Origin of the sequence: Chryseolinea lacunae, from assembly GCF_016735595.1 — a bacterium.
GTDB lineage: Bacteria > Bacteroidota > Bacteroidia > Cytophagales > Cyclobacteriaceae > Chryseolinea > Chryseolinea lacunae.
This window is the reverse complement of the sequence record NZ_JAERRB010000014.1, coordinates 1-20,598: the sequence shown is the minus strand read 5'-3', so window position 1 is coordinate 20,598 and position 20,598 is coordinate 1. Positions and strand designations below refer to the sequence as shown.

The following is a 20,598-nucleotide window of genomic DNA, read 5'->3' as shown; positions in this document are numbered from 1 at the left end:
CTTTTCTGAACAAGACAAAGCGCGAAGGCGCAGGTGGTGGCGTGGTGGCGCTAGCAACAACGGTGTGCCTTTGGCAGGATTCTGCCGGCTGCACGAAGATTCAGGCTTAAAAAATGGGTGATCGCGATATGCATTTATTTTTTTGTTGATACTTCAAGGAGAAACGGCTGTCAGCACATTTGCTGACAGCCTCTTTTTTATGCGGCTTTGCGGAATGCCGGAATCAAGTTCTTATGCTTCTTGGTTCCCACAAACGGCAGCAGGTGCAGATAAAGCGGCGTGGCACTCTCTTGTGTTTTTGGTTTGAACTTGCCCACAATCATGGGAATGTACATCACGCGGCGACGGCTGGCTTCGCCCGTCACAGGCGAAGGCGCCACGCGGTGCCAGATGCGTCCGTCGTGAATCACGAGGTCGCCGGCTTTGGCTTCCACCAGCACTTCGTTTTCGTCGGCGTAGTTGTTGAGATAATATTTTTTGCGGAACAACAAATCCCAAAGACTTTGTTTGTGTGTGCCCGGCAAAACACGGAGTCCACCTTTTGCCGCCGTGGAGTCGTCGAGATAGAAACCGATGTTCAGCATGGGCGCTACCTTTTTGCCATAGAAGATGTCGCGTGCGCTATCGGTGTGCCAGCCCATGTGATAGAAGTTGCTCCCTTCGGTGTTCACATAGTGGTTGAACACCACGCCGTCTTTTTCTTGCAGACCCAGGCGCGCGCCTTTGGGCATGAGGGCTTTCAACACATCCAGGTTCGGGTTCGAGGCGAAGCGCTGCACGGCGTCGCTGTGTTGGTTGGTGAATGCAAAACGCTGCACAATTTTGTTTCCGTCAACGTCCTGTCCGTATTTGATGGGAATGCCATTCACTTTGTCTACACCGTTGGCGATCCAGCGGCGCTGCACATCTTCGGTAGACTGCAAGATGTCGTTTACTGTTTCGCGTGAAGCATAGTTTTCAAAATGAATAAATCCGTTTTTGGTAAAGAATTGAAGTTGTTCTTCGGTGAGTTCGCCCTGGAATGTGAATTTTTTATACGATGACATGGTGTTTCAAATTTTGGTGGTGATGTATTCGATATAGGTCCGTGTAATGATGGGGTTTGGTACGTGTAATGTCGATCTCATCAACATCGCACGAAAGTGCACACAAATGACATAGCCAGATGACGTTAAGGTTTCGAAATGATTATAGAGATGACGAAGCCACACACCGATGCGTCATCGGCCGTGAACAAGACTTCTAGAATGAAAAAGGAGGTGCTGTGGTTAACAACAACAGCGGGTTGTCAGGCTTCGACACATAGAAAAGGCGAGGCGGTGTGACGATGGATGCAGAGGTTGGTTCGATGTTCTCATGTTGTTCTTCGTTTTATATACCCATTTTGGTTTCGGGCAGGATGTAGCACTTATTCTTTCCAGAAAGTTGCTAGAGGTTCACAGAGCCTGTTCTCTCCCCTCTTCTTTATAAATCTGATTCAGTTTTTTAATGTCTACTAAATCGATAGACAAACATAATATTAATTCTGAAACGGAGCAAGTGCTTTTTAAGTTTCGATTAATTTTATTTTATTTTTTTAGCGTTCCTGCACGCCATAGACCAACCGGAAGTACCACTTCTGCAAAGGCCAGATCACCAATAGGCTGATGAACACGGTGCAAACCAAGAGCTCCGGGCTATTCATCCGATACGACACATAGGTCACCACCACCAGCAAACGCAGGTATTCCAGGTAATAGATCCACCGCCGTTGTTCCTGCAGGGCACCACAATTCACCAGCGTGATGAGAATGAAAAATGCGGCCACTACTTTTTCGAGCAGGGCAATGTCCTGATAAAATAACGTAACAGGGAAAAGTACGGCCACCGCCAGCAATACCTGGATGACCAGATAGGCTTTGAAACGCTTGCGCGGATTGGTATCATGCTGGTTGGGAATGAAACGTTGCTCCAGCATGGGGCGGATGTTTTGATCCAGCGTTTCGGGACTCCCGAAAATTATTTTCAGTTTGTTAACGATGCCCTTCTCCTGGGAGGTGGCATAGAAGATCTCCATGAAATAATGAAAGTGCTGCCAGATGAAGCTGTAGCTTTTCAACGGATGGGTTAACCCGTAAACCGGTTCTTCTTCCTCGCGTTGGAAGGTGCCAAAGAGCTTGTCCCAAAACACAAACAGATCGCCATAGTTTTTATTGAGATACTTCTCATTGGAGGCATGGTGCACCCGGTGATGCGACGGCGTGATGAGCACGTGTTCGAACCAGCCCAGCTTGCGTATCATTTGCGTGTGCGTGAAAAACGAATACGTGCCATGCACCACCAGAATGGTCATGACCATGGCCGGGTGAAAGCCCGCCAGCGGCAGCAAGGCCCAGAACAGGTTGCGCACAATGGATTGAATGGTGGTGATGCGCGCCGAAACACTGTAGTTAAATTCCTCGCTGTGATGATGCACAATGTGTGCCGCCCAGAACAAATTGATTTCGTGCCCGAGCCGATGATACCAGTACCACACCAGATCGGTGACCAGCAACAGAATCACCCACACTACCCACGTGTTTGGAATTTGCCAGAGGGCAAAATTTTCGTAGAGGTAGGTAAACACACCATAGAAGCTCGCCGTAAGAAACAAATTCAACAACCGCTCACCAATGCCGATGCTGATGTTCGCGATGGAGCTGTCGAACTTGAAGAGGTGTGTTTTTCGTTGACGCAATGCCGCTGCATATTCCAGTCCCAGGAATAAAAAAAATGCTGGTATTGCCAGCGCGGCGTAGTTGACGGCCTTATGACTCCAGAAAATCTCTGACATGCTGATTGAATAACTTAGGATGCTCCATCATGGGCACGTGCCCGCACTGATCAAAGAAAACTACTTTCGAATGGGGCAGCAACGCATGAAACTCCAGCGCCACTTCGGGGGGCGTAATGGTGTCCTGGCGTCCCCACACCAGCAGTGTCGGTGTTTTGATTTTCTGTAGCGTATCGGCCACGTTGTGGCGTTGTGCGGCACGCGCCAGGTTAATGATGCTGAGCGTCTTCGGCCGGCTTTGAACCGTTTCGTATACTTCGTCCACCAGTTGCTTGGTCACAACTTCGCGTTTATAGAATGTTTTCTCCACGCGCTCGCGGATGTATTCGTAGTCTCTCACCCGCGGAAAGGTTCCTCCAAAAGAATTCTCCGTGAGCCCCGAACTTCCGGCCAGCACCAGTTTTTTCACCTTCTGCGGATGACGCCAGGCATAGAGCAACGCAATGTGCCCGCCAAGCGAGTTGCCCATGAGCGTCACCGTGTCGAGGCCTTGTTCTTCAATAAAATTTTCTACGTAGTCCACCAGATTGTCCAGTCTTTCGCGCGAGAGCGGTGTGGAGTATAGTGGCAGACGTGGTATGAGCACACGATGCGTAGAAGTGAACTCGAACGCTACCTGACCCCAGTTGCTGAGATTGCCAAAAAGGCCGTGCAACAAAATGATCGGTTCGCCTTCGCCCACGTCGAACAAAGGAACATGCGGAAGTGCTAGTGTTGCGTTCATACGTAATGTCGTTTTAAAGGTGGTCTATCGTCGGCATTGGTGGCGACGGAATGCACCTATTCTTAACAGACCTACCACCAATAAGCCTCTCAAGCAGGTGCATCCGACAGCCATTTTCTTTAGTGTATGAATTTCAATTTTGCCTTTATTCCATGCATCACTACCGCAGCGCCGCAGCTAAAGCGGGTGCTTCGAGAATGATGAGGGGATTTTTTTTGATTTTATGACGGGCCGTTCATTCATTCAACAGCAACAACAATAGAAATGCCCGCGAGGCATAGCGCAGACGGAGGTGGGCATCTGCATGGCGTTGTGCGTGTTAAAGTGTTGCATCTAAAAGTTTTTATCCGGCCCGATCAGCAAGCTTGCTGCCGAACTCTGGCGTAAAGATATAAAAATTTCTTAATTCAAATTAAGTCTATGGTTTTTATAGACTTTAATTTAATGTTATTTTTTCAGTCGCATGGTTAGCGCTGTTTTTTTAAAGCTGTCTTTTTCGTGTAGAATACTTCTGAAAGGCCACTTGCTTAGCCAAACAGCACATAGGCCAGCACCAACGTCACCAGAATGTTAAACAGCTGCGCGCCCAAAAAGGCATAGAGCGGTCTTTGTGTGTTGGAATTGATGAGGTCCGAAAACTTTGTTTCCAGGCCGATGCTCGTAAAGGCCAGCACAAACCAAAGGGTCTGAATGCTTTTCATACCGTCTTTCACGGCGCTCACTTTCTCGGCGCTCAGAAAAAAAGAAAAGAGCAACGAGGCCGCTACAAACCCGATCACAAATTTTGGAAACCGTTCCCAGATCACGTTCAATGTGGGCTTTTGTTTTTCTGCAGCATCCGGTGTGGCTTTGCCCGCATAGGTCCAGTAGATGCTGATGGCAAACGCCGCGAGACCCAACAAAACATTTTGTGAGAACTTAACGATGGTGCTGATTTTTAGTGCCGTCTCTCCCACCAGCGTGCCCGAAGCCACCACCGCACCCGTGGTGTCGATGCTGCCCCCCAGCCACGCGCCCGTCACTTCTTCCGAAAAGCCATAGTGTTTGGCTATGTAGGGCATAACGATCATCATGGGTATGGCGGTGATCAACACCAGCGAAATGACATACGAAAGTTTTTTTGTGTCGCCCTTTATCGCACCCGCCGTGGCAATGGCTGCCGACACACCGCAGATGGACACGGCACTCGAAATCATCATCGACAATTCATCGTCGACCTTCAGTTTTTTGCAAAGCCAGAAGGCGAAATACCACACACTGAGCACCACCACCAACGCCTGCACAAGACCAAGTCCACCCGCTTTTAATATATCGGAAAAGATCACACTCGTGCCCAGCAATACCAACCCGATTTTCACAAACAACTCTGTGGACAAGGCTTCGCGAAATCCGGCGGGAAGGTTAAATACATTCCCTATGATCAACCCAATGGTGAGACTAAAAATAACAGCTTCCAGGTTCAGATCTTTCACGCCCTTGTTTCCCGCGATGATCAACGCTACGACCGTGAGCAGAAACACCACCGGAAAAACCAACAGCGACGATTTCAGCGGCTTGTTGGTGAGCCAGGCACCGGCCGTGGCAAACACAAACACCACGATAAATTGCGCGCCGATCTTCATCAGATTTCCGGCGGTGAAAACCTTTTGCGTCAGGTCTTCGGCCGAGCTCCACGAGAAGGAAGGCACGGGCACCACAAGGCCCAGGAGAAAAAGTGCGATGATGGCAAACCCCAGCACCACTACGGCCCAGTCTTCGTGAAGCAACACTTTTTTTGTATCAGCCATGTTGATTTTCGGTTAAGCGATTTGTGTTATGGAAATCCGAGTTATAAAAAATATAGTAATTATAACAGGGGTTTTACAGAAATGCCGAAGATATCCTTCAACGCACGTCGCGCCGCATAGTGGCCGCAAAGACCGTGAACACCACCACCGGGAGGCGTGGCCGAAGAACATATATAGAGACCTTTCAACGATGTGCGATAGGGCGATGCCCGCAGCACGGGCCGCGTGAAGAGCTGCCCGAGGTCGAGCACACCGCCGTTGATGTCGCCACCCACATAGTTAAAATTGTATTGCTCAAGCTGTGCCGAGTTCAACGTGTGCCGCGCCAGGATGCGGTCGCGAAAGCCCGGCGCAAAACGCTCCACCTGCTTCTCGATAACGGCGGTGCGATCGGCTGTTGACCCGTTTGGTGTGTGGCAATAGGCCCACGCCACATGTTTGCCCTGTGGTGCCCGGCTTGGGTCGGCCACACTCTGCTGGGCAAACAACACAAAGGGCCGCTCCGCATATCGTCCGTCGGCGGCTGCGGCCTCCGACAACCGGATCTCTTCCAACGTACTCCCTATGTGCAAAGTGCCGGCCTGGCGACAGATGTCGGCCGCAAACGGCACAGCACCATCGAGCGCCCAGTCTACTTTAAACACACCCATGCCATAGCGGTAGCGCTTTAGCTGCCACGTGTAGAGCGACGAAAGTTTGTGGCCGGCGATGCCCAGCACCTGGCGGGGTGTGACGTCCAGCAACACAGCCTTTGCATTCGGAAGTTGACTGAGGGATTTTACTTCGGTGTTTGTTTCAATTTTTCCGCCGATGGAAACAAAATACGACGCGAGCGCATTGGCAATTTGCTGCGACCCGCCTTTGGCCACCGGCCACCCGCCACGAAACGCTGCAATGCACAACACCCAGCCAATGGCTGCCGTGGTCATGCTGTCGAGCGGCAGCATGCTGTGCGCCGCCATTCCCGCCCACAATCCTTTTGCTTCGGCCGTCGAAAATTTTCGCGCCATGGCCATAGCCGACGGCAACGCCTTCAATCCAAACTTTGCCAGTGCAAGAGGGTGCGATGGAAAACGCAACGGTCCCAACACATTATTTTCAACCGCAGGCCAGCGTTCAATCATGGATGTCAGCAAGGTTTGGAACACCTCGCCGTCAGCGCCGAGGTTCTTTGCCGTTTCGGCCAGCGATGGGTAGAGTGCAACAGCGCGGCCGTTGTCAAACGGATGGGCCAGCGCCAGGGCGGGTTGCACAAAGGCAAGGCCATGGTCGTGCAACGGCAAGGTCCGAAAAAAGGGAGACGCCAAAGCAAGGGGATGGATGGCCGAACACACGTCGTGAACATAGCCCGGCAAAGTGAGCTCAGCCGACCTCAGCCCACCACCAACGGTGGGTTTGGCTTCCAGCAACAAAACCGACAGGCCTTGTTGTTGCAACGTGATGGCTGCGGCCAGGCCGTTGGGGCCGCTTCCCACCACTATAGCATCAGCATCATTCATACTCACCGCGTTCCTTTTAGGGTAGCAAGCAAGTTACGACTTCGTTAGGGGGATGGCAAGGGAGTGGAGATGATCAAAAACATTTGCTGACAACGTTGCTCTTTTGGAGGCAAACCAACTAAAATTGATCTGCCTCCTCCAGAGTTTTCACCTAGGTTAATGAGTGCTTTTGTGGTGAGAAAAAGAAAGGGAGAGGAAATTCAGACTAGCCAACGTACAGAACCCCTCATCCCTTTACCCTAACTACAACCAGAATATTTTATACACCGGCAACAGTGGCCACCAGTTTCACATCCAACTCAAAGTCGTTGGAGATGGCTTTGTCGCCCAGGTTTTCGAAGAAGTTTGTCGATCTGAATTTGATGTCATACTTCGTGCGGTCCACAATGATCTTGGCTTCGGCGGTCAATTTCTTGCCATCGGCTTTCACCGTTGCCGGGAATTCAGAATCGTTTGTGATGCCTTTGATGGTGAGCTTTCCTTTCACCCAGTACTTACCGTCTTTTGGTGTCACCGAGGTGATCACGAATGTGGCCTTTGGCGTTTTTGCCACGCCAAAGAAATCGTCACCTTTCAAATGGCCAACCAGTTTTGCATTGGTATCGGCGTCGGTGATATCGGTCACTGTGATGGTCGACAGGTCAATATCGAACGAGCCATCTTTCAGTGTTTTTCCATCCCAGGTCAACGAACCGGCGGAAATGGCCACGGTGCCATTGTGCTGGCCCGTCACTTTCTTGCCGGTCCACGTCAACGCACTTTCTTTCGGACTCACTTTATACGTTTGTGGCGCACGGTTCGTGAACGCAACAGCCACAGAAGCCACAACAATCAGGGCGAGGAATTTCAGCATTTGAGTTTTCATTCTTTAGTAAATTATAGTTTAGTGTTTTTAAAAATTGAATGGAACGCGATTTCCGTGCCAGGCTTCACGCGGTGGAGGTTCGGATCGGTTCGTTAAAAAAATAAATTGATGGTGTTCAACAACAGCCGGTGGCGCAGCGTGTGTTGTTCGCGGCATTTTGCGCGTGGCTTTGTGCCGTGTGGTGGAATTTCGAAATCGTGTTCAGTTCAATCACAGTCTTCATAGCGTCAATATCTGTCCTTTATCTCCCGCCATTCCATCCGGTAACTCCCTTTCAGAAATCAACCCGAAAAAATATGGGGCAGAGAATCTCTCTTCTCTGTGGCAAAGGTTATGTTTTTGCCTGACAACGAGACAAAAGTAGTATAAAAAATTTATTTACCAACATTATCTATAGGATTAGTAGATATTTATTAAGTTTGATTATCAAATTCTTATCCGCATGAAGATTCTACGCTCCCATTCCAGGTCTCGCACCATTGGAAAACTGATTTTTATCGCTGCATGGGCCGTTGTTTCGCTGGCGTTCAAACTGACCGATGAGCCGCTTGGCAAAACCACAAAAGACAAATCCGAAAACAACGCGAAAGAAATCGCGATGCAGACCAACGCCAAGGCCGAATAGTTTTTTTGATGAATGCAGAAAACGTTGAAAAAGAAAAAAGTCCCTGCGCTTTGAACACTGTCAACGCGCAGAGACCAAATGACGTGTGCTGTTTTCTTATTGAACCGATTTCCGAATATACACATTTCCATATTTTGAGTCGAAGCTATACTTCGGACCCGTTCCCGGTTTGGCCACCACATGCGTGTGAAAATCGCCTTGCTTGAACGCGCCCGATCCAAATTTTGCGTCGAAGTTTGTATAGATCTCTCCGTAGTTTGTTTCGGCTTCCACTTCACCGGCAGCGCGCTCGGTCAGTGCAGCATCCACACCGCCATAGGTTGCATCGATGGTTAATGGCCCGGTGAAGTCTTTCACCTCCACCATCCCATAAACACTCTCTACCCGTGTTTCGAAGTTGCGCGGCACTTTCACTTCGATCTTTATTTTCATCTCCAGTCCATAGGACATGCGGTCGTAGTTTGCAGAACCTTTTTCCTGCTGATACTTTCGAAGCTCTTCCTTGTCTTTGAACACAATTTTCTGCGCCCCATCCACAATGGTGATGCGCCGCGGCAGCTTGTCCATGTTTTTGATTTCGTTTCTGATGGAGATGGCGTTGCCCGACACGGATGTGAAGATTTCGAAGGCGTCGTCGTTCTCGCCGTTGTTGATGCTCACGGCGCTCTGAATGCTGATTTCGTTTTTATCCCAGGTGCTCACGCGCACCAGTTCCGGGTAGTCGAAGTGCATCACCACGTGTTGTCCGGGTTTTGCTTCCACGGTTTTGTTCACCACGGTTTGCGCATAGTCTGGCAGGGGCAGCAGCAGTGCGGCGAGGATCCCAAGTATATTTTTGTTCATGGCTTTTGGATTTTAGCAGGGCAATACTCTCCCACCCCATCTTGCGACAAGTGATGTTGAAGAGTACTGCGCTGAAGTTTATTTCTTGCGGAGGTAAACGTTGTTGTGCGTAGACGACAGGTTGATGTCGAGTCCGCCGCCGTTGATTTTGCCGGTCACGGTGTCGCTGCTGAATTTCACCATGTTGTTTTCGGTGCGCTCGAGGTCCATCTTGAACTCAGGGTCCACAAAGATCTCGCCGTATACCGTACCCAATTTCACCGAAGCCTTCACCGTCGTGGGCAGCGCAATGTCCACATGGCCGTGCACCGACACGATGGAGATGGGCGCTTTCACGCTGGCATTCAATGTTCCCTCAATGTCGCCATGCACCGTTTTGATGGTGAGCGGCCCGGTCACGTTGGTGAGCTGCACGCCATTGTGCATAGTCGACACTTCGATTTCGCCTTCCACATTTTTGAATTCAATTTCGTCGCCGTGCGGCGAGGTGTGCGAGTATGACACAGTCACGCCCTTGGGAACTTTGATGGTGATTTCGGGGCCGTCCATGCGTTTCAGTTGTTGCACTTCAATCACGTTGCCTTTATCTACCACCGAGAGGCCGAGGTTGGTGTTGTCTTCCAAACCGTTGGCGCTAACGGAGCGGAGGCCTTTGGCACGTTCGTCGTCGTCGCGTTTGCCACTGCGGGAAGTAAACACAATTTCGTTTCCGGAATAGCCCTCCACCACCACATGGTTCACTTCCCTGATTTCGAGGCGGCCGCTGCTTTTGGCTACTTTGTATTCCTGCGCCTGCATAAACCCTATGCTTAATGTCATGAGGGTAATTGTTGTCATTATTCGTCTCATTGTCGATCTGTTTTCGTTTTTGTTAAACCTGTTTATTCAAAGGCTACTCGTGTAATAGTTCTCGTGTGGGTGTGTGGTTACGTATACGTAGCTTGATTTCACTATTATGCTTTCACTTTTTTTCGTCTTAAGAGAGCTTCAGCAAACCCACATGGGCTTCATCCTTCACGGCGGGCAATGCTTCGTCGTCGGTGGTGATGCGTTTCAGCTCTTCGGTGATGCCCTTCTCTTTCATGTCGATCATGAGGTGGATGAGGGCGATTTGCACAAGGGGATCTTTTTGTGTGCGCAGCGATGCAATGAGCGCTTTGCGCACGTGGGGTTGACTGTGAAATTTCGACAGCGCTTCCAGGGCTGCCATGCGCACGTTGGTGTTCGGGTCTTCGTTCATGGTGTTAACCAGTGCGTTCACAATTTCGTCGTCGGCTTTCACGATGGTTTTGTAGGCCACGTTAGCGCCCATGAGGCGTTGGCTTGCCGACTCCTGGTTGTCGAGCATGCCCATCATCATTTGTTTGGTCTTTTCCATCTCCTCTTTCATGGCCCTCAGCTCTTCGGCTTGTTGTTGCTGCCTGCTTATCCAAAAACCTACACCGCCTCCCAACACCAGCAACAACACGGCCGCCGCCACGCGATAGAACACCGGTTGAAAGAAGATGGTCTTTGCCGGCTTTTGTTGTTGCATTTCCTCGGCCAGCATCTTGTCGAACTGCAGCTTCAGGTTGGCCGAAGGTTCGAGGCGCGATGCCGTGTGCATGGCCTGCATCACCTCCTTCAACTCTTCGTATAATTTATAAGCGGCCGGATTTCGCATCAATTCCTGCTCAACAATCTTCCGCTCGTCTTCCAAAAGTTTTCCGTCGATGAAGTCGATGATCAGGCTTTCCAGTTTTTCCTTTTCCATATCTAGTCGTTCGCCCAAAGGCAATTCAGTAATCAATTCTTTTCCAATTCAAAATAGTGTTCGCGCAGCTTGGCAATGGCGCGGTGCACTTTCACTTTTATGTTTGCCACGGTGGTGTTCATCACCTGCGCCACCTCTTCATATTTCATGTGTTGAAAGCGCGTCAAAATCAGCAGCTCGCGTTGTTCGTCTGCGAGCAGTGCCATCGAACGGTGCAGTAGTTTCTCCTTCTCGTCCCATTGTTCGTCTTCTGCTTCGGCCATGTTGTCTCTCAATTTGTCTACGTCTACAAAATCCGAATACTTGTTTTTGTGTGCCTGATAGTGATCCGAAAACACGTTGCGGGCCACCTGATAGATCCACGACTGGAAGCGCGCGCCTTCGCGATAGCTGTTCCGGTATTTGATGATCCTCAAAAAAACATTTTGTGTCAGATCTTCGGCCAGCGCGCGGTCCATGGCCAGCCGCGCCAGGAAATTGAAGATGCGCTTGTGATAGCGCTCAAACAGCATAGATGCCTGTTGAAGATCCCCGCTTTTCACGGCCTCCATGATGGTTTCGTCTGTCATCAACTCTATGCGTTTTGTCAATTTCGTGTTAGTTACCGGGAGGCATACGAATGGTTACAACAAGATTTACAGATTTTCAAACAAATATAAAAGCCGCCCCGATTGGTCGGAACGGCTTTCTTTCTCTTCGCGGTGGCCCCTAAGGCCTTTGCATCACCCTTTCATCGATTTTCAAACCCGGGCCTGGCCAATCATCCTACAATATCCTTCAATGCCCCTTCAAGCGTAGGGAAAGCAAACATATAGCCTTCCTGCTGCAAGCGTTTCGGAATTACCCAGCGGCTCTTCAAGATCAGTTCGGTTTCCGTGCCGATAACCCCCGCGCCAAGTTTCAGCAACCAACCGGGAGAAGGAAGACCAAATGGCATTTTGCAAATCCGGCGAAGGGTGTCCATAAACACCGCGTTCGTGACCGGTTGTGGCGCCGTGACGTTGAACATGCCGTCGAGCGTTTCGTGTTGATAGAGCCAGTGCATGATTTGCGCGACATCCTTTTCATGAATCCAGCTGATGAGCTGATGGCCATCGCCCTGACGCCCTCCTAACCCTGCACGCACCAGGTTCAGCATGCGGGGAAATGCGCCGTCGCCCATGCCCAACACAATGCCAACGCGAAGCAGCACTTTTCGTGTGCGCGGTGCGATCTGGTCGGCAAATGTTTTTTCCCATGCCTTGCAAACATCCACCGAAAATCCTTCGCCGGCTTCGCCCGTGGTCTCGTCCATGGGACGGTCTTCGGCGTGGCGATAGTATGTTGCGGACGCACTTTGTATCCACACGCGGGGAGGTTGTTGTAGCTGCTGCAGGGCAAGGCCCAGCACATTCGTGGAATCGAGTCGTGATTCTAGAATTTCTTTTTTGTTCGCCTCCGTGTAGCGGCAGTTCACATTTTTGCCCGTGAGGTTAATGAGCAGATCGGCGCCTTCCAGTTCGCGCACCCAGGTGTTGTTCAATTGTTTCGCATCCCACTGCACCGTGTTGATGTTGCCCACGGCGGGCTGGGGCTTGCGACTAAAAATCACCACGTGTTTGGCGCGTGTGGCAAAATAGCGGGCCAACACGGAACCAAGAAATCCACTTCCACCGGCCAGAATTACTTTATTCATAACTCTTAGATTAAAGAATGATACTCAACACCAGAACGCGGTAGAAAACCCAGCTCATGGAAATGTTTGCCGGCAAGCGCAAAAGTTTCACGCGACGCCAGTGTTCCAGAAACATGATCGTTACCACCATCATAAACCACGCCGTGTGTGCCCAGGCCGAAACTTCGCCGGCTTGGGTGAACAAGAGCCCGGGCAGCAACAGCAATGCGCCTATAAAAGAAACCGTCATCATGTTGCCCAGGTATTCAACCACCCGATCTTTGTAGAGCAACGCTACAACAAAACCCTGAAACAGAATTTGTCCACCACACACCGCAAGTTCGCGTGTGAGGTTGCTGGGGGCAACAAGTGGCGCGAGGTGCTGCGTGTAGGCGTTGAGTATGACGGATGTGAACAGCCACGTAAAGACGATGTAGGCAATGCGATAGGTGAGTTTAAAATCGGGCGTGCAAAGGGCTTGAGGTCGTGTGGAAGGAACGATCACCTTCCGGTTGTAGGATATGAAAGCATAGACGCGTGCCGCCAGCCATTGAAATATTTTCCACCGGAACAAAAATTCCAGCGCAGGGAAACGGTTGATCAGGATTTTGAAAAAGCTGTTGATGCCATAAACGACCTCGCCACTCTCGGTGTCGACCATAGCAATCTCGTTGCGTGCCCGTTCTTTATCCAACGCCAGGTGGAGCGCGTCGGCCTGCGCGTAGGGTGCGCGGCCGTTTTGGTCGAGCATGCCGGTGCGCACAAACTGGCGAGTATATAAATCGCACATGGGACATTCGTCGTCGTAGAGGATGATGTGGTTCTTCAGGGTTTTCATATGCAATGCCATTAGAAACTGAGATGAGGAAGAAATTTGCCATCGTGTTTGCGATGGAGCGCCACTTTCCAGGTGACCACATAATAATAGGCCGCCAGCAGCCAGGCCGGAACGGTGACCAGCATCACAGACACGTGATCGCGACTAACCACCAAAAGCACAAAGATGTATATCCACGAAATGGCCAGGTGCGGCACTTTCAATTCATGTTGGCGGGTGCGCAAAAGAACAGCTGCCAGGGAACCGAGCAATTGCCACGGCCCCAGCAGGATCTGTACCAACAAAATGCCCATCTCCCAATCTGGCGCTCCAAAATGCGTGATCACTACCCCGGCGGCGGCGAGAAAAAGCAGGGTTTGGATGGCGAGGTCGACGTATTTCATAATGTTTATATATTTTGTATTTTCAGAAAATATTGAAAATTCAAGGTAAAAAAAATGCTCTCACTTGAACATTTTCACCACCGTGCTCCAGAACCAGTTCTCCTCCGATTTTTCGAAGGCTTCCAGCAGGTTGTCTGATTTTTCGGCAAAGTTTTTCAGGTCTTTCACTACTTTCTTCAGTTCTTTTGTTTCGTCTGTGCCATCGGCTTGCACTTCGTTCACCGATTTGAGCACTTTCAGGATAGGTTCCAGTTCGCGCTTTCTCCGCTCCTTCGCCACCTGGCGGGCCAGCGCCCAAATGTCTTTCTCAGACTTAAAATATTCCTTCCGGTCGCCGGGCACCGAGATGCGGTAGATGATGCGCCAGTCGAGCAGCGCGCGGATGTTCATGTTGGCGTTGCCGCGCGAAATGTTCAGGTCTTCCATGATGTCTTCCGTGGAGAGGGGCTTGGTGGAAATCATGAGCAAGGCGTGAATCTGGGCCATGGTTTTGTTCAGACCCCAGCTGTACCCCAGGTTTCCCCAGGCCTGTATCAACTCTTCCTTGGCTTCCTTGTATTTCATACGGATCAAATGTATTAAAAGTTTTGAAACTTTCAATACTTATTGAAAGTTCGTTAAAATCACGAATATCAGAATCCTCAAAATCAAGCCATTAGCGCATCAGTTCCAGCGGACGCGAACGTATTTTTCGTTTTTCTTGAAGTGCGCGGGGATGGATTTGAGGATGGCGTCGCGCAGTTTCGACAACAGCATTTCTTTCACAAACCCGTGGTGCACAGCCAGGCTTACCTCGCGCACCGGCTCGGGCGACATGAAGTGTTTCACATGTTTGCTTTTCACATTCACCGACAGTTCGGGAATGAGCGTGTAGCCGTAGTTGTTGTCTACCATGGCCTTCAGCGTTTCGAACGAACCGCTCTGGTAGTTGAGTTGGTGATGCACCTTTTTGCCCTTGGCCGAACACAGGTTCTCTACCTGGCCGCGGAAACAATGTCCCTCTTCCAGCATCAGCAGGTTGTCGTAGGTGAGCGATTTCAGGTTCACCTTGTCCTGCTGATAGTATTTGAGACCTTCGGAGGTGTAGAGAAGAATGGGCTCATAAAACACGGGCACCTCGCGTATCTCGCGGTCGTCGATGGGTGTAACGAGGATGGCGATGTCGAGGCGGTTGGTTTTGAGCAGGCGGATAATTTCCTGGGTTTGCAACTCCATGACGGTGAACGATGTGCCCGGATTTTTTTCCAGGAAGCCGTTGAGGAAACGTGGCAACAGGTAGGGCGCCAGCGTGGGAATAACACCCAACCTGAATTCACCCTCGATAGAATCTTTTTCGTTGCGAATAAATTCCTTCAGGTTTTTTATGTCCTGAAGGATTTGCCGCGACCGCGACACAATCATTTCGCCGGCGGGTGTGGGCTTGAGGGGCTGCCCCTTGTCGAAGATCCTGACGTCGAGTTCGTCTTCGAGTTTTTTCACCATCATGCTGAGCGTGGGTTGGGTCACATGACAATGTTCAGCAGCCTTGGCGTGGTTTCGATGGATGTCGAGGGCGACAATATATTCGAGTTGTTGGAGGTTCATACGATTGCGCGTGTATTTAAAACGTTGTAATAGACCACATATATATCCGAATAGTAAATATCGATAAAATTTATAACTCAATTCATCTTATTTTTGTCAGAATCAATCACTAAAAAATTTTCTAACCTCATGACAAAAGGCATCTTATCTATTGGACAACCGTTCCCCGCTTTCAAAAAGTCGGCTGTTGTATCGCTCGAAAAAGGAAAAGAATTTTTTGACATCTCTTCGGAAGACCTCATCAACGACGAAGGACGCTGGACCGTGCTTTTCTGGTGGCCCAAGGATTTCACGTTTGTGTGCCCTACCGAAATTGCAGAATTTAACAAAAGCTATGGCGAGTTCCGCGACCGCAGTGCCAACCTCATCGGCGCTTCGACCGATTCTGAATTTGTTCACCTGGCCTGGAGAAAAAATCACGACGACCTGAGAGACCTGAAGTTCCCCATGCTGGCCGACACCTCGAAGTCGTTGGCTGAAGACCTTGGCATCCTGGAGCCTACAGAGAAAATCGCATACCGTGCCACCTTCATCATCGATCCTCAGGGCATCGTGCGTTGGGTGAGTGTGTATGACCTGAACGTGGGCCGCAATGTGAAAGAAGTGATCCGCGTGCTCGATGCGCTTCAAACCGACGAGCTTTGCCCTTGCAACTGGGAAAAAGGAAAAGAAACGCTGAAGGTGTAGTACAATTCCCCTCGCGTCTCTGGAATCTATTTCAGTTCAATAAGCAAAACAAATCATGGAATCAACAACAACGACGTATTCGGAAAGCACGCAGGAATTCCTCGACTTTCTGAAACTCGACAAGGGATACGAAACCCAATCGCTCGACCTGCTGGAAAATGGCAAGTCGCGCTACCTGGCCGACCTGAAAATCAATTTCAAGAACTCTTTCGAAAGCGAGTTTCTCACCAAGAAAGAGATTGCAGTGCTTGGGGTGGCGTTGGCAGTGAATGCCGGGAACCCCGTTTTGCGCACCTTTTTCGCCGCCAACGCCCAGGAAGAAGGGGCGTCGGCCGAAGAAATTGCCGAAGCGGTAGGTTGCTCCTCGCTGCTGAGCGCAAACAATGTGTTTTACCGGTTCCGTCATTTTGTGAACAAGGAAAAATACAACGAGATCCCTGCACGCATCAAGATGAACATCATGGGCAGACCTGTAGGCGGCAAAGAATTCTTTGAGCTGATGAGCCTGGCCGTGAGCGCGGTGAACGGCTGCGAGCTGTGTGTGAAGTCGCATGAGGCTTCGCTCATTGAGCTGGGCAGCAAAGAAGAACGGATTTTTGAAGCCGTGCGTCTCGCGTCTGTTATCACCAGTGTGAGCAAGATTATTTATTAAGGAGTTTTAGTTTGTTAAGAGAAGGCCGGTGTCGCGTGACATCGGCCTTTTTATTTTTTTATTGTTTCTGTAGATCAGCGCATTACCGCAGTTGTCCATCATTTTTGAGTTTGCGTTACCACTTTAGGCAAGGGTTTTGTGTCTAATCCATCAAACAAATACAACTATGCGATTCCCGATTTTTTTTATTTTTCTGTTCTCTGTCGCCACCACCTTTGGCCAGGATGTTTTTAAAGGCGAACATTTTATTGAAGTGCCCGGCTCGGCACAATTGGAAATTGAACCAAACGAAATCTTCCTGTTCATCCGCCTGCGCGAATTCGAAGAGAACCGTAACAAAGTGCAACTCGAAAAACTCGACCAGGATTTTATGGCAGCCCTGAAGGCCGCCGGCGTTGACCGCAAAAATCTTACGCTGGCCGATGCCGGCTCACAACTCGGCAAACTGGGCCGCAAAGAAAAAGATGCGTTCCGCGAAAAGTCCTACGAGCTGAAGTTGACCAGCGCCGCCGAACTGGAAAAATTCCTGGTGAAACTCGAGCCCGTGAAAGTGGAACAACTCGACCTCACCCGCGTGAGCCACACCGACATCGAGAAATACAAAATCGACCTGAAAGTGAAAGCGTTACAAGCCGCCCAGGCCAAAGCCCAAACACTTTTGAAATCCATCGGCGCCGAGGCGGGCAAGCCGCTCATGGTGCGCGATTGGGATAATGAGCCCGTTCAGCCCGTGTATGCAAATGCGATGTTCAAAGGAGGCGACCTGGCCGGCAATTCCGGTGAGCCTGAAATCGGGTTCAAGAAGATAAAACTGAAGGCGCAGATTGTGGCGCAATTCGAGATAAAGTAGGGTTCTCGCCTTCAGTGCCTTAAAAAAAATGCAGGAAAGTATTCCTGCATTTTTTTATTTTGGGGGTATTTCCATTTTCAAAGAATTCTTAATTTTAAAATATCATTCGGGGTGTAGCGCAGCCCGGTAGCGCGCTTCGTTCGGGACGAAGAGGTCGTAGGTTCGAATCCTGTCACCCCGACTTGACAGGACAAATTAGAGTTAGCTCTATTTGTCCTGTTTTTATTTTGCCCAAAATCCGTGTTCAACGTGTAAATGAGGCGTACTGCCTCATTGATGCGGGTTGTTCGAAGTACGAATCCGTCAAATGTCATTTTTTCCGGGAACATCGAACTAATGATTAGCCGCTTCTTTTCTATGTCACCACTTTCATAAGCGTAATCAAGTTTTAAAAGGTTATCCAATCCCTTATCTAAAAGTTGCTTAATGTCTATCTGCTCGTGGTTGAAAGCGCTCAGCTTAGCCTCAAGCCTTTCTAACTTATTGCTATAATCGGACTTCATTTCCCTGAAATCTGCCGGATCGATCTGTCGAGATGAAAGCAGGTCCCTGATATAAGAAATCTTGCCCTCAAGCTCTTTTTTTTGCGTCAGCAGCTTAGTTCTATCGTCCTGCACAGAACCGAACTGTCCGTTCCATGCTTCTGTTAAAACTAATTTATAGACGTCTATCATTTCCGGTTTCGGTATGTATTTCTTTAGCTCATAGACAAAGAGATTATTTATTCCATCTGCCCTGAATCTACAAGTACAACCATCAAAGCAGTGATAATATGAATAATACTTTCTGGCTCCCTTAGAGGCACTTCCCGTTAACAGCTTTCCGCAATGAGGACAAATCAAAAAGCCACGTAAAGGAAGTGTAGCATTGGAAGCAATTTTGAGTTTGTATTGTCCTCGTTTCCTTCCGTCTAAAACATCCTGAACATCGTAAAAGAGAGATTCAGAAATAATTGATTCATGCTGACCTTTAACAAAACGACTTTCTTCATCCTTGTATTTAGCAATGAAAATCTTCCCGCAATACACCGGGTTGCGGATCGCAAACCAGAACAAACTTTTAGTGCCCTCGAAGCCTTTTTCTTTTGCCTGCTTATAGACCTGCTCGGTATTGAATACCCCTTCCGCAATCTTCTCGAATGACCAACGTATAATTCCTGCTTGTGGCTCTATAGGAGCGATAAGCTTTTTACCTGTTTCGTCTGTACGGTTAACGTATCCGATGGGTGCCAATCCCATGTAGCGGCCTTCTTTCCTTGCCCTGCGCATACCGTGTATTACATTCAATGCTCTTCGGTCATTCTCAACTTCTGGCGCAGCCAGATAAAACGCCAGCATCATTTTATTTTCTGGAATAGAAAGGTCTAAGGGTTGCTCGATGGCTTGAGGTTCAACGCCAAGTTTGCGCAGCGTGTTGATCATCTGATACGCATCACCAGCATTGCGACTAAACCTGTCCCATTTCAGAAATAACACAACGTCAACTTGTCGCTTGTGCTTTCGGAGTTCGAGGAGATATTTTTGCCATTCCGGACGGTTGAAGGTCTTAGCGGAATGGTCTTCCATAATGACCTTGCCAATGGCAATTTTATTGATGTCACAGTACTTTCGCAGTAGCTCTTCCTGGCTGCGCTGTGAATAGCCCTTATCAGCTTGCTCATCTGTGCTTACCCTTACATAAAGATCGGCTGTTTTCATGCGCACAACACTTTAGATTAATAAATCATTTATGCTCCTTGCATTCTCTGCCCAGATATTGAGACACCACGGCATCAGCAAGTAGTTGGAGAAACTTAAGTATAGAAGTAGCCTCTTCAAGGGACACTTCCATGCCCTTTGCTTTGAGCATTTGTACTACTTTTTCTGGCGTAATTTTCTCCATTTGGCACCCTTCATCCGCCTTGCGCATGACAAGGGGTACCGTTTAAACGCTAAGTTAAAAAGTTTTGTTTTGATAACAAATATTTTTAACTAAACTTGTATCTAATTAGCTTAAATGGCTCTTTGAATTACCCTATGATAATTCAAAATGATTTATTTTGGATTGATTTGAATAAACTGATATTTTGAGTCCAGGTCAAATAACAGCGGATGAGCAAAACCTACAAGGTCAGTTATAAGATTTTTCTGAACGATAGACTGAAGAAGGTTCATTTTCATGGGAAACTTACGCATCCTCTATACGTGCATGTAACCTATGATCGAAAAACTATTTTCTTTAAGAGCTATTATTTTGAGTTATTTTCCAAACCTCGATATGTTGTTTTTTCATCTGGAAAGAAACAAGGCCCAACCATCGATCAAATTATTGAAAAGGAAAAAGAGCTCATCGATTTTGTGATAGAAAAGACCCTATCAGATTTTTCTCTCGAACGGTTTAAAGAAGAGTATTTATTTTATGGCCAGGATCTATGCGATCTTACCGAGCCCGGATTTGGTGACTACTTGTTTACATTTTTTCAGGATAAAGGAATGCCAGCGCTTGCGACAGCAATCAGGGAAGGCGGAAAGTTGAGAATATTTTTTGATGTTGTGCGAGACATGAAGATGGCGCTCAACAAACAGCTGTATGATGAATTGATAGAGAATTCGTTTTATTATGCACCTCCCTATTTGCCATTGTTTGGATTTATGGTGCAATCTAAGATTTGGCCAATGTTAAGTATGTCGATTATGGAATGGGAAGATGCGAAGTTGAGAACTAGTTTTTCTGAATACGTTTCGAAAAAATTTCCCCATCAATCTGTGAAGGAAGTTGAAGAAAACACTGAGAAATGGATCGCGTACCTGAGAAAGAAAATGAATTTAACTCCTCCTTAGCTCTGGGTGAAGCAGTCAGACTTAATCTTAATCCTTGTAGAGTACTGAATCATTACAGTCGTTAATTAATTCATAATGTGGACTTAGATTTTGGTTAAGTTGTAGTAGTTCCGACTTAATCTGACAGTTGGGTTAACTTAGAAGTGCAAACTATCTAAAGTCAAACCCTTTAAACTGTCAGAAAAATGAGAACAGAATCTAAGTTAATCAAAACGAAATTAGG

At 48.7% G+C, this 20,598-nt stretch carries 21 protein-coding genes, 1 tRNA gene, 1 pseudogene and 1 riboswitch; of the genes and pseudogenes, 6 read left to right on the top strand and 17 right to left on the bottom strand.

All coding sequences use genetic code 11. The features are described from left to right. Positions 1 to 197: 197 nt before the first annotated feature. The 6 genes from JI741_RS27645 to JI741_RS27620 all read right to left on the bottom strand — a co-directional run bounded on the left by JI741_RS27645 (position 198) and on the right by JI741_RS27620 (position 7,687). The gene (locus JI741_RS27645) at positions 198 to 1,046 is read right to left on the bottom strand and encodes a phytanoyl-CoA dioxygenase family protein (RefSeq protein WP_202015211.1); all 849 of its coding nucleotides are present in this window, start codon (positions 1,044 to 1,046) and stop codon (positions 198 to 200) included. A 322-nt stretch (positions 1,047 to 1,368) separates the two neighbouring features. After that, positions 1,369 to 1,473, bottom strand: a riboswitch (SAM riboswitch). A gap of 103 nt (positions 1,474 to 1,576) precedes the next feature. Beyond that, complete coding sequence (locus JI741_RS27640; RefSeq protein ID WP_202015209.1) at positions 1,577 to 2,812, bottom strand: sterol desaturase family protein; 1,236 nt, start codon at positions 2,810 to 2,812, stop codon at positions 1,577 to 1,579. Continuing rightward, entirely contained in the window at positions 2,787 to 3,536 is a 750-nt protein-coding gene (locus JI741_RS27635) for an alpha/beta fold hydrolase (protein WP_202015207.1), read from the bottom strand. Before JI741_RS27635 ends, JI741_RS27640 begins: the two co-directional genes overlap by 26 nt. A 527-nt stretch (positions 3,537 to 4,063) precedes the next feature. Continuing rightward, a complete protein-coding gene (locus JI741_RS27630) occupies positions 4,064 to 5,323 on the bottom strand; it encodes a YeiH family protein (RefSeq protein WP_202015204.1) in 1,260 nt (419 codons plus the stop codon). Positions 5,324 to 5,382: 59 nt separating this feature from the next. Further along, the gene (locus JI741_RS27625; protein ID WP_202015202.1) at positions 5,383 to 6,822 is read right to left on the bottom strand and encodes a phytoene desaturase family protein; all 1,440 of its coding nucleotides are present in this window, start codon (positions 6,820 to 6,822) and stop codon (positions 5,383 to 5,385) included. A gap of 259 nt (positions 6,823 to 7,081) precedes the next feature. Further along, positions 7,082 to 7,687: a YceI family protein gene (locus JI741_RS27620; RefSeq protein ID WP_202015200.1), complete on the bottom strand. Its 606-nt coding sequence runs from the start codon at positions 7,685 to 7,687 to the stop codon at positions 7,082 to 7,084. A gap of 442 nt (positions 7,688 to 8,129) precedes the next feature. Here JI741_RS27620 and JI741_RS27615 point away from each other — a divergent pair, with 442 nt between their 5' ends. Beyond that, the gene (locus JI741_RS27615; RefSeq protein WP_202015198.1) at positions 8,130 to 8,312 is read left to right on the top strand and encodes a hypothetical protein; all 183 of its coding nucleotides are present in this window, start codon (positions 8,130 to 8,132) and stop codon (positions 8,310 to 8,312) included. Positions 8,313 to 8,408: 96 nt separating this feature from the next. On the opposite strand, the gene JI741_RS27610 is transcribed toward JI741_RS27615, so the two are convergent. From JI741_RS27610 to JI741_RS27570, 9 genes are all read right to left on the bottom strand, one after another. After that, the gene (locus tag JI741_RS27610; RefSeq protein ID WP_202015197.1) at positions 8,409 to 9,155 is read right to left on the bottom strand and encodes a hypothetical protein; all 747 of its coding nucleotides are present in this window, start codon (positions 9,153 to 9,155) and stop codon (positions 8,409 to 8,411) included. A gap of 78 nt (positions 9,156 to 9,233) precedes the next feature. Continuing rightward, positions 9,234 to 9,974: a DUF4097 family beta strand repeat-containing protein gene (locus JI741_RS27605; protein WP_202015195.1), complete on the bottom strand. Its 741-nt coding sequence runs from the start codon at positions 9,972 to 9,974 to the stop codon at positions 9,234 to 9,236. Between the two features lie 157 nt (positions 9,975 to 10,131). Continuing rightward, complete coding sequence (locus JI741_RS27600; RefSeq protein ID WP_202015193.1) at positions 10,132 to 10,908, bottom strand: HEAT repeat domain-containing protein; 777 nt, start codon at positions 10,906 to 10,908, stop codon at positions 10,132 to 10,134. A 32-nt stretch (positions 10,909 to 10,940) separates the two neighbouring features. Further along, entirely contained in the window at positions 10,941 to 11,498 is a 558-nt protein-coding gene (locus JI741_RS27595) for an RNA polymerase sigma factor (RefSeq protein ID WP_236676306.1), read from the bottom strand. Positions 11,499 to 11,668: 170 nt separating this feature from the next. Beyond that, positions 11,669 to 12,583, bottom strand: a complete 915-nt coding sequence (locus JI741_RS27590; protein WP_202015192.1) for a TIGR01777 family oxidoreductase — start codon at positions 12,581 to 12,583, stop codon at positions 11,669 to 11,671. Positions 12,584 to 12,593: 10 nt separating this feature from the next. Then, positions 12,594 to 13,400: a DCC1-like thiol-disulfide oxidoreductase family protein gene (locus JI741_RS27585; protein ID WP_202015190.1), complete on the bottom strand. Its 807-nt coding sequence runs from the start codon at positions 13,398 to 13,400 to the stop codon at positions 12,594 to 12,596. Positions 13,401 to 13,411: 11 nt separating this feature from the next. Further along, entirely contained in the window at positions 13,412 to 13,783 is a 372-nt protein-coding gene (locus tag JI741_RS27580) for a hypothetical protein (RefSeq protein ID WP_202015188.1), read from the bottom strand. A gap of 60 nt (positions 13,784 to 13,843) precedes the next feature. Further along, positions 13,844 to 14,347, bottom strand: a complete 504-nt coding sequence (locus JI741_RS27575; RefSeq protein WP_202015186.1) for a GbsR/MarR family transcriptional regulator — start codon at positions 14,345 to 14,347, stop codon at positions 13,844 to 13,846. Positions 14,348 to 14,446: 99 nt separating this feature from the next. Next, a complete protein-coding gene (locus JI741_RS27570) occupies positions 14,447 to 15,367 on the bottom strand; it encodes a hydrogen peroxide-inducible genes activator (RefSeq protein WP_202015184.1) in 921 nt (306 codons plus the stop codon). 129 nt (positions 15,368 to 15,496) lie between these two features. On the opposite strand from JI741_RS27570, the gene JI741_RS27565 reads away from it, so the two are divergent. The 4 genes from JI741_RS27565 (at position 15,497) to JI741_RS27550 (ending at position 17,737) form a co-directional block, all read left to right on the top strand. Then, a complete protein-coding gene (locus tag JI741_RS27565) occupies positions 15,497 to 16,054 on the top strand; it encodes a peroxiredoxin (RefSeq protein WP_202015181.1) in 558 nt (185 codons plus the stop codon). Positions 16,055 to 16,109: 55 nt separating this feature from the next. Next, positions 16,110 to 16,706 carry a carboxymuconolactone decarboxylase family protein gene (locus JI741_RS27560; protein ID WP_202015179.1) on the top strand — a complete coding sequence of 199 codons (597 nt, stop codon included), beginning with the start codon at positions 16,110 to 16,112 and terminating at the stop codon, positions 16,704 to 16,706. Positions 16,707 to 16,872: 166 nt separating this feature from the next. Next, on the top strand, positions 16,873 to 17,556 hold the full coding sequence (locus JI741_RS27555) for an SIMPL domain-containing protein (RefSeq protein ID WP_202015177.1): 684 nt from the start codon (positions 16,873 to 16,875) through the stop codon (positions 17,554 to 17,556). A 107-nt stretch (positions 17,557 to 17,663) separates the two neighbouring features. After that, positions 17,664 to 17,737 (top strand) — tRNA-Pro (locus tag JI741_RS27550). A gap of 781 nt (positions 17,738 to 18,518) precedes the next feature. Here JI741_RS27550 and JI741_RS32670 read toward each other — a convergent pair. Both JI741_RS32670 and JI741_RS27540 read right to left on the bottom strand, forming a co-directional pair. Next, positions 18,519 to 19,253 (bottom strand): annotated as a pseudogene (locus JI741_RS32670) (recombinase family protein); the annotation flags it as partial. Between the two features lie 25 nt (positions 19,254 to 19,278). After that, positions 19,279 to 19,464, bottom strand: coding sequence for a hypothetical protein (locus JI741_RS27540; protein ID WP_202015175.1), 186 nt, complete (start codon positions 19,462 to 19,464; stop codon positions 19,279 to 19,281). 182 nt (positions 19,465 to 19,646) lie between these two features. On the opposite strand from JI741_RS27540, the gene JI741_RS27535 reads away from it, so the two are divergent. Further along, entirely contained in the window at positions 19,647 to 20,375 is a 729-nt protein-coding gene (locus JI741_RS27535) for a hypothetical protein (protein ID WP_202015173.1), read from the top strand. Positions 20,376 to 20,598 lie beyond the last annotated feature (223 nt).

Bases quoted from the DNA above. Each gene is read 5' to 3' on its own strand.
- JI741_RS27630 (WP_202015204.1), bottom strand. From the start codon at position 5,323: ATGGCTGATACAAAAAAAGTGTTGCTTCACGAAGACTGGGCCGTAGTG.
- JI741_RS27625 (WP_202015202.1), bottom strand. From the start codon at position 6,822: ATGAATGATGCTGATGCTATAGTGGTGGGAAGCGGCCCCAACGGCCTG.
- JI741_RS27640 (WP_202015209.1), bottom strand. From the start codon at position 2,812: ATGTCAGAGATTTTCTGGAGTCATAAGGCCGTCAACTACGCCGCGCTG.
- JI741_RS27600 (WP_202015193.1), bottom strand. From the start codon at position 10,908: ATGGAAAAGGAAAAACTGGAAAGCCTGATCATCGACTTCATCGACGGA.
- JI741_RS27605 (WP_202015195.1), bottom strand. From the start codon at position 9,974: ATGACATTAAGCATAGGGTTTATGCAGGCGCAGGAATACAAAGTAGCC.
- JI741_RS27620 (WP_202015200.1), bottom strand. From the start codon at position 7,687: ATGAAAACTCAAATGCTGAAATTCCTCGCCCTGATTGTTGTGGCTTCT.
- JI741_RS27555 (WP_202015177.1), top strand. From the start codon at position 16,873: ATGCGATTCCCGATTTTTTTTATTTTTCTGTTCTCTGTCGCCACCACC.
- JI741_RS27535 (WP_202015173.1), top strand. From the start codon at position 19,647: ATGAGCAAAACCTACAAGGTCAGTTATAAGATTTTTCTGAACGATAGA.
- JI741_RS27580 (WP_202015188.1), bottom strand. From the start codon at position 13,783: ATGAAATACGTCGACCTCGCCATCCAAACCCTGCTTTTTCTCGCCGCC.
- JI741_RS27540 (WP_202015175.1), bottom strand. From the start codon at position 19,464: ATGCGCAAGGCGGATGAAGGGTGCCAAATGGAGAAAATTACGCCAGAA.
- JI741_RS27560 (WP_202015179.1), top strand. From the start codon at position 16,110: ATGGAATCAACAACAACGACGTATTCGGAAAGCACGCAGGAATTCCTC.
- JI741_RS27570 (WP_202015184.1), bottom strand. From the start codon at position 15,367: ATGAACCTCCAACAACTCGAATATATTGTCGCCCTCGACATCCATCGA.
- JI741_RS27590 (WP_202015192.1), bottom strand. From the start codon at position 12,583: ATGAATAAAGTAATTCTGGCCGGTGGAAGTGGATTTCTTGGTTCCGTG.
- JI741_RS27610 (WP_202015197.1), bottom strand. From the start codon at position 9,155: ATGAACAAAAATATACTTGGGATCCTCGCCGCACTGCTGCTGCCCCTG.
- JI741_RS27615 (WP_202015198.1), top strand. From the start codon at position 8,130: ATGAAGATTCTACGCTCCCATTCCAGGTCTCGCACCATTGGAAAACTG.
- JI741_RS27645 (WP_202015211.1), bottom strand. From the start codon at position 1,046: ATGTCATCGTATAAAAAATTCACATTCCAGGGCGAACTCACCGAAGAA.
- JI741_RS27565 (WP_202015181.1), top strand. From the start codon at position 15,497: ATGACAAAAGGCATCTTATCTATTGGACAACCGTTCCCCGCTTTCAAA.
- JI741_RS27575 (WP_202015186.1), bottom strand. From the start codon at position 14,347: ATGAAATACAAGGAAGCCAAGGAAGAGTTGATACAGGCCTGGGGAAAC.
- JI741_RS27635 (WP_202015207.1), bottom strand. From the start codon at position 3,536: ATGAACGCAACACTAGCACTTCCGCATGTTCCTTTGTTCGACGTGGGC.
- JI741_RS27585 (WP_202015190.1), bottom strand. From the start codon at position 13,400: ATGAAAACCCTGAAGAACCACATCATCCTCTACGACGACGAATGTCCC.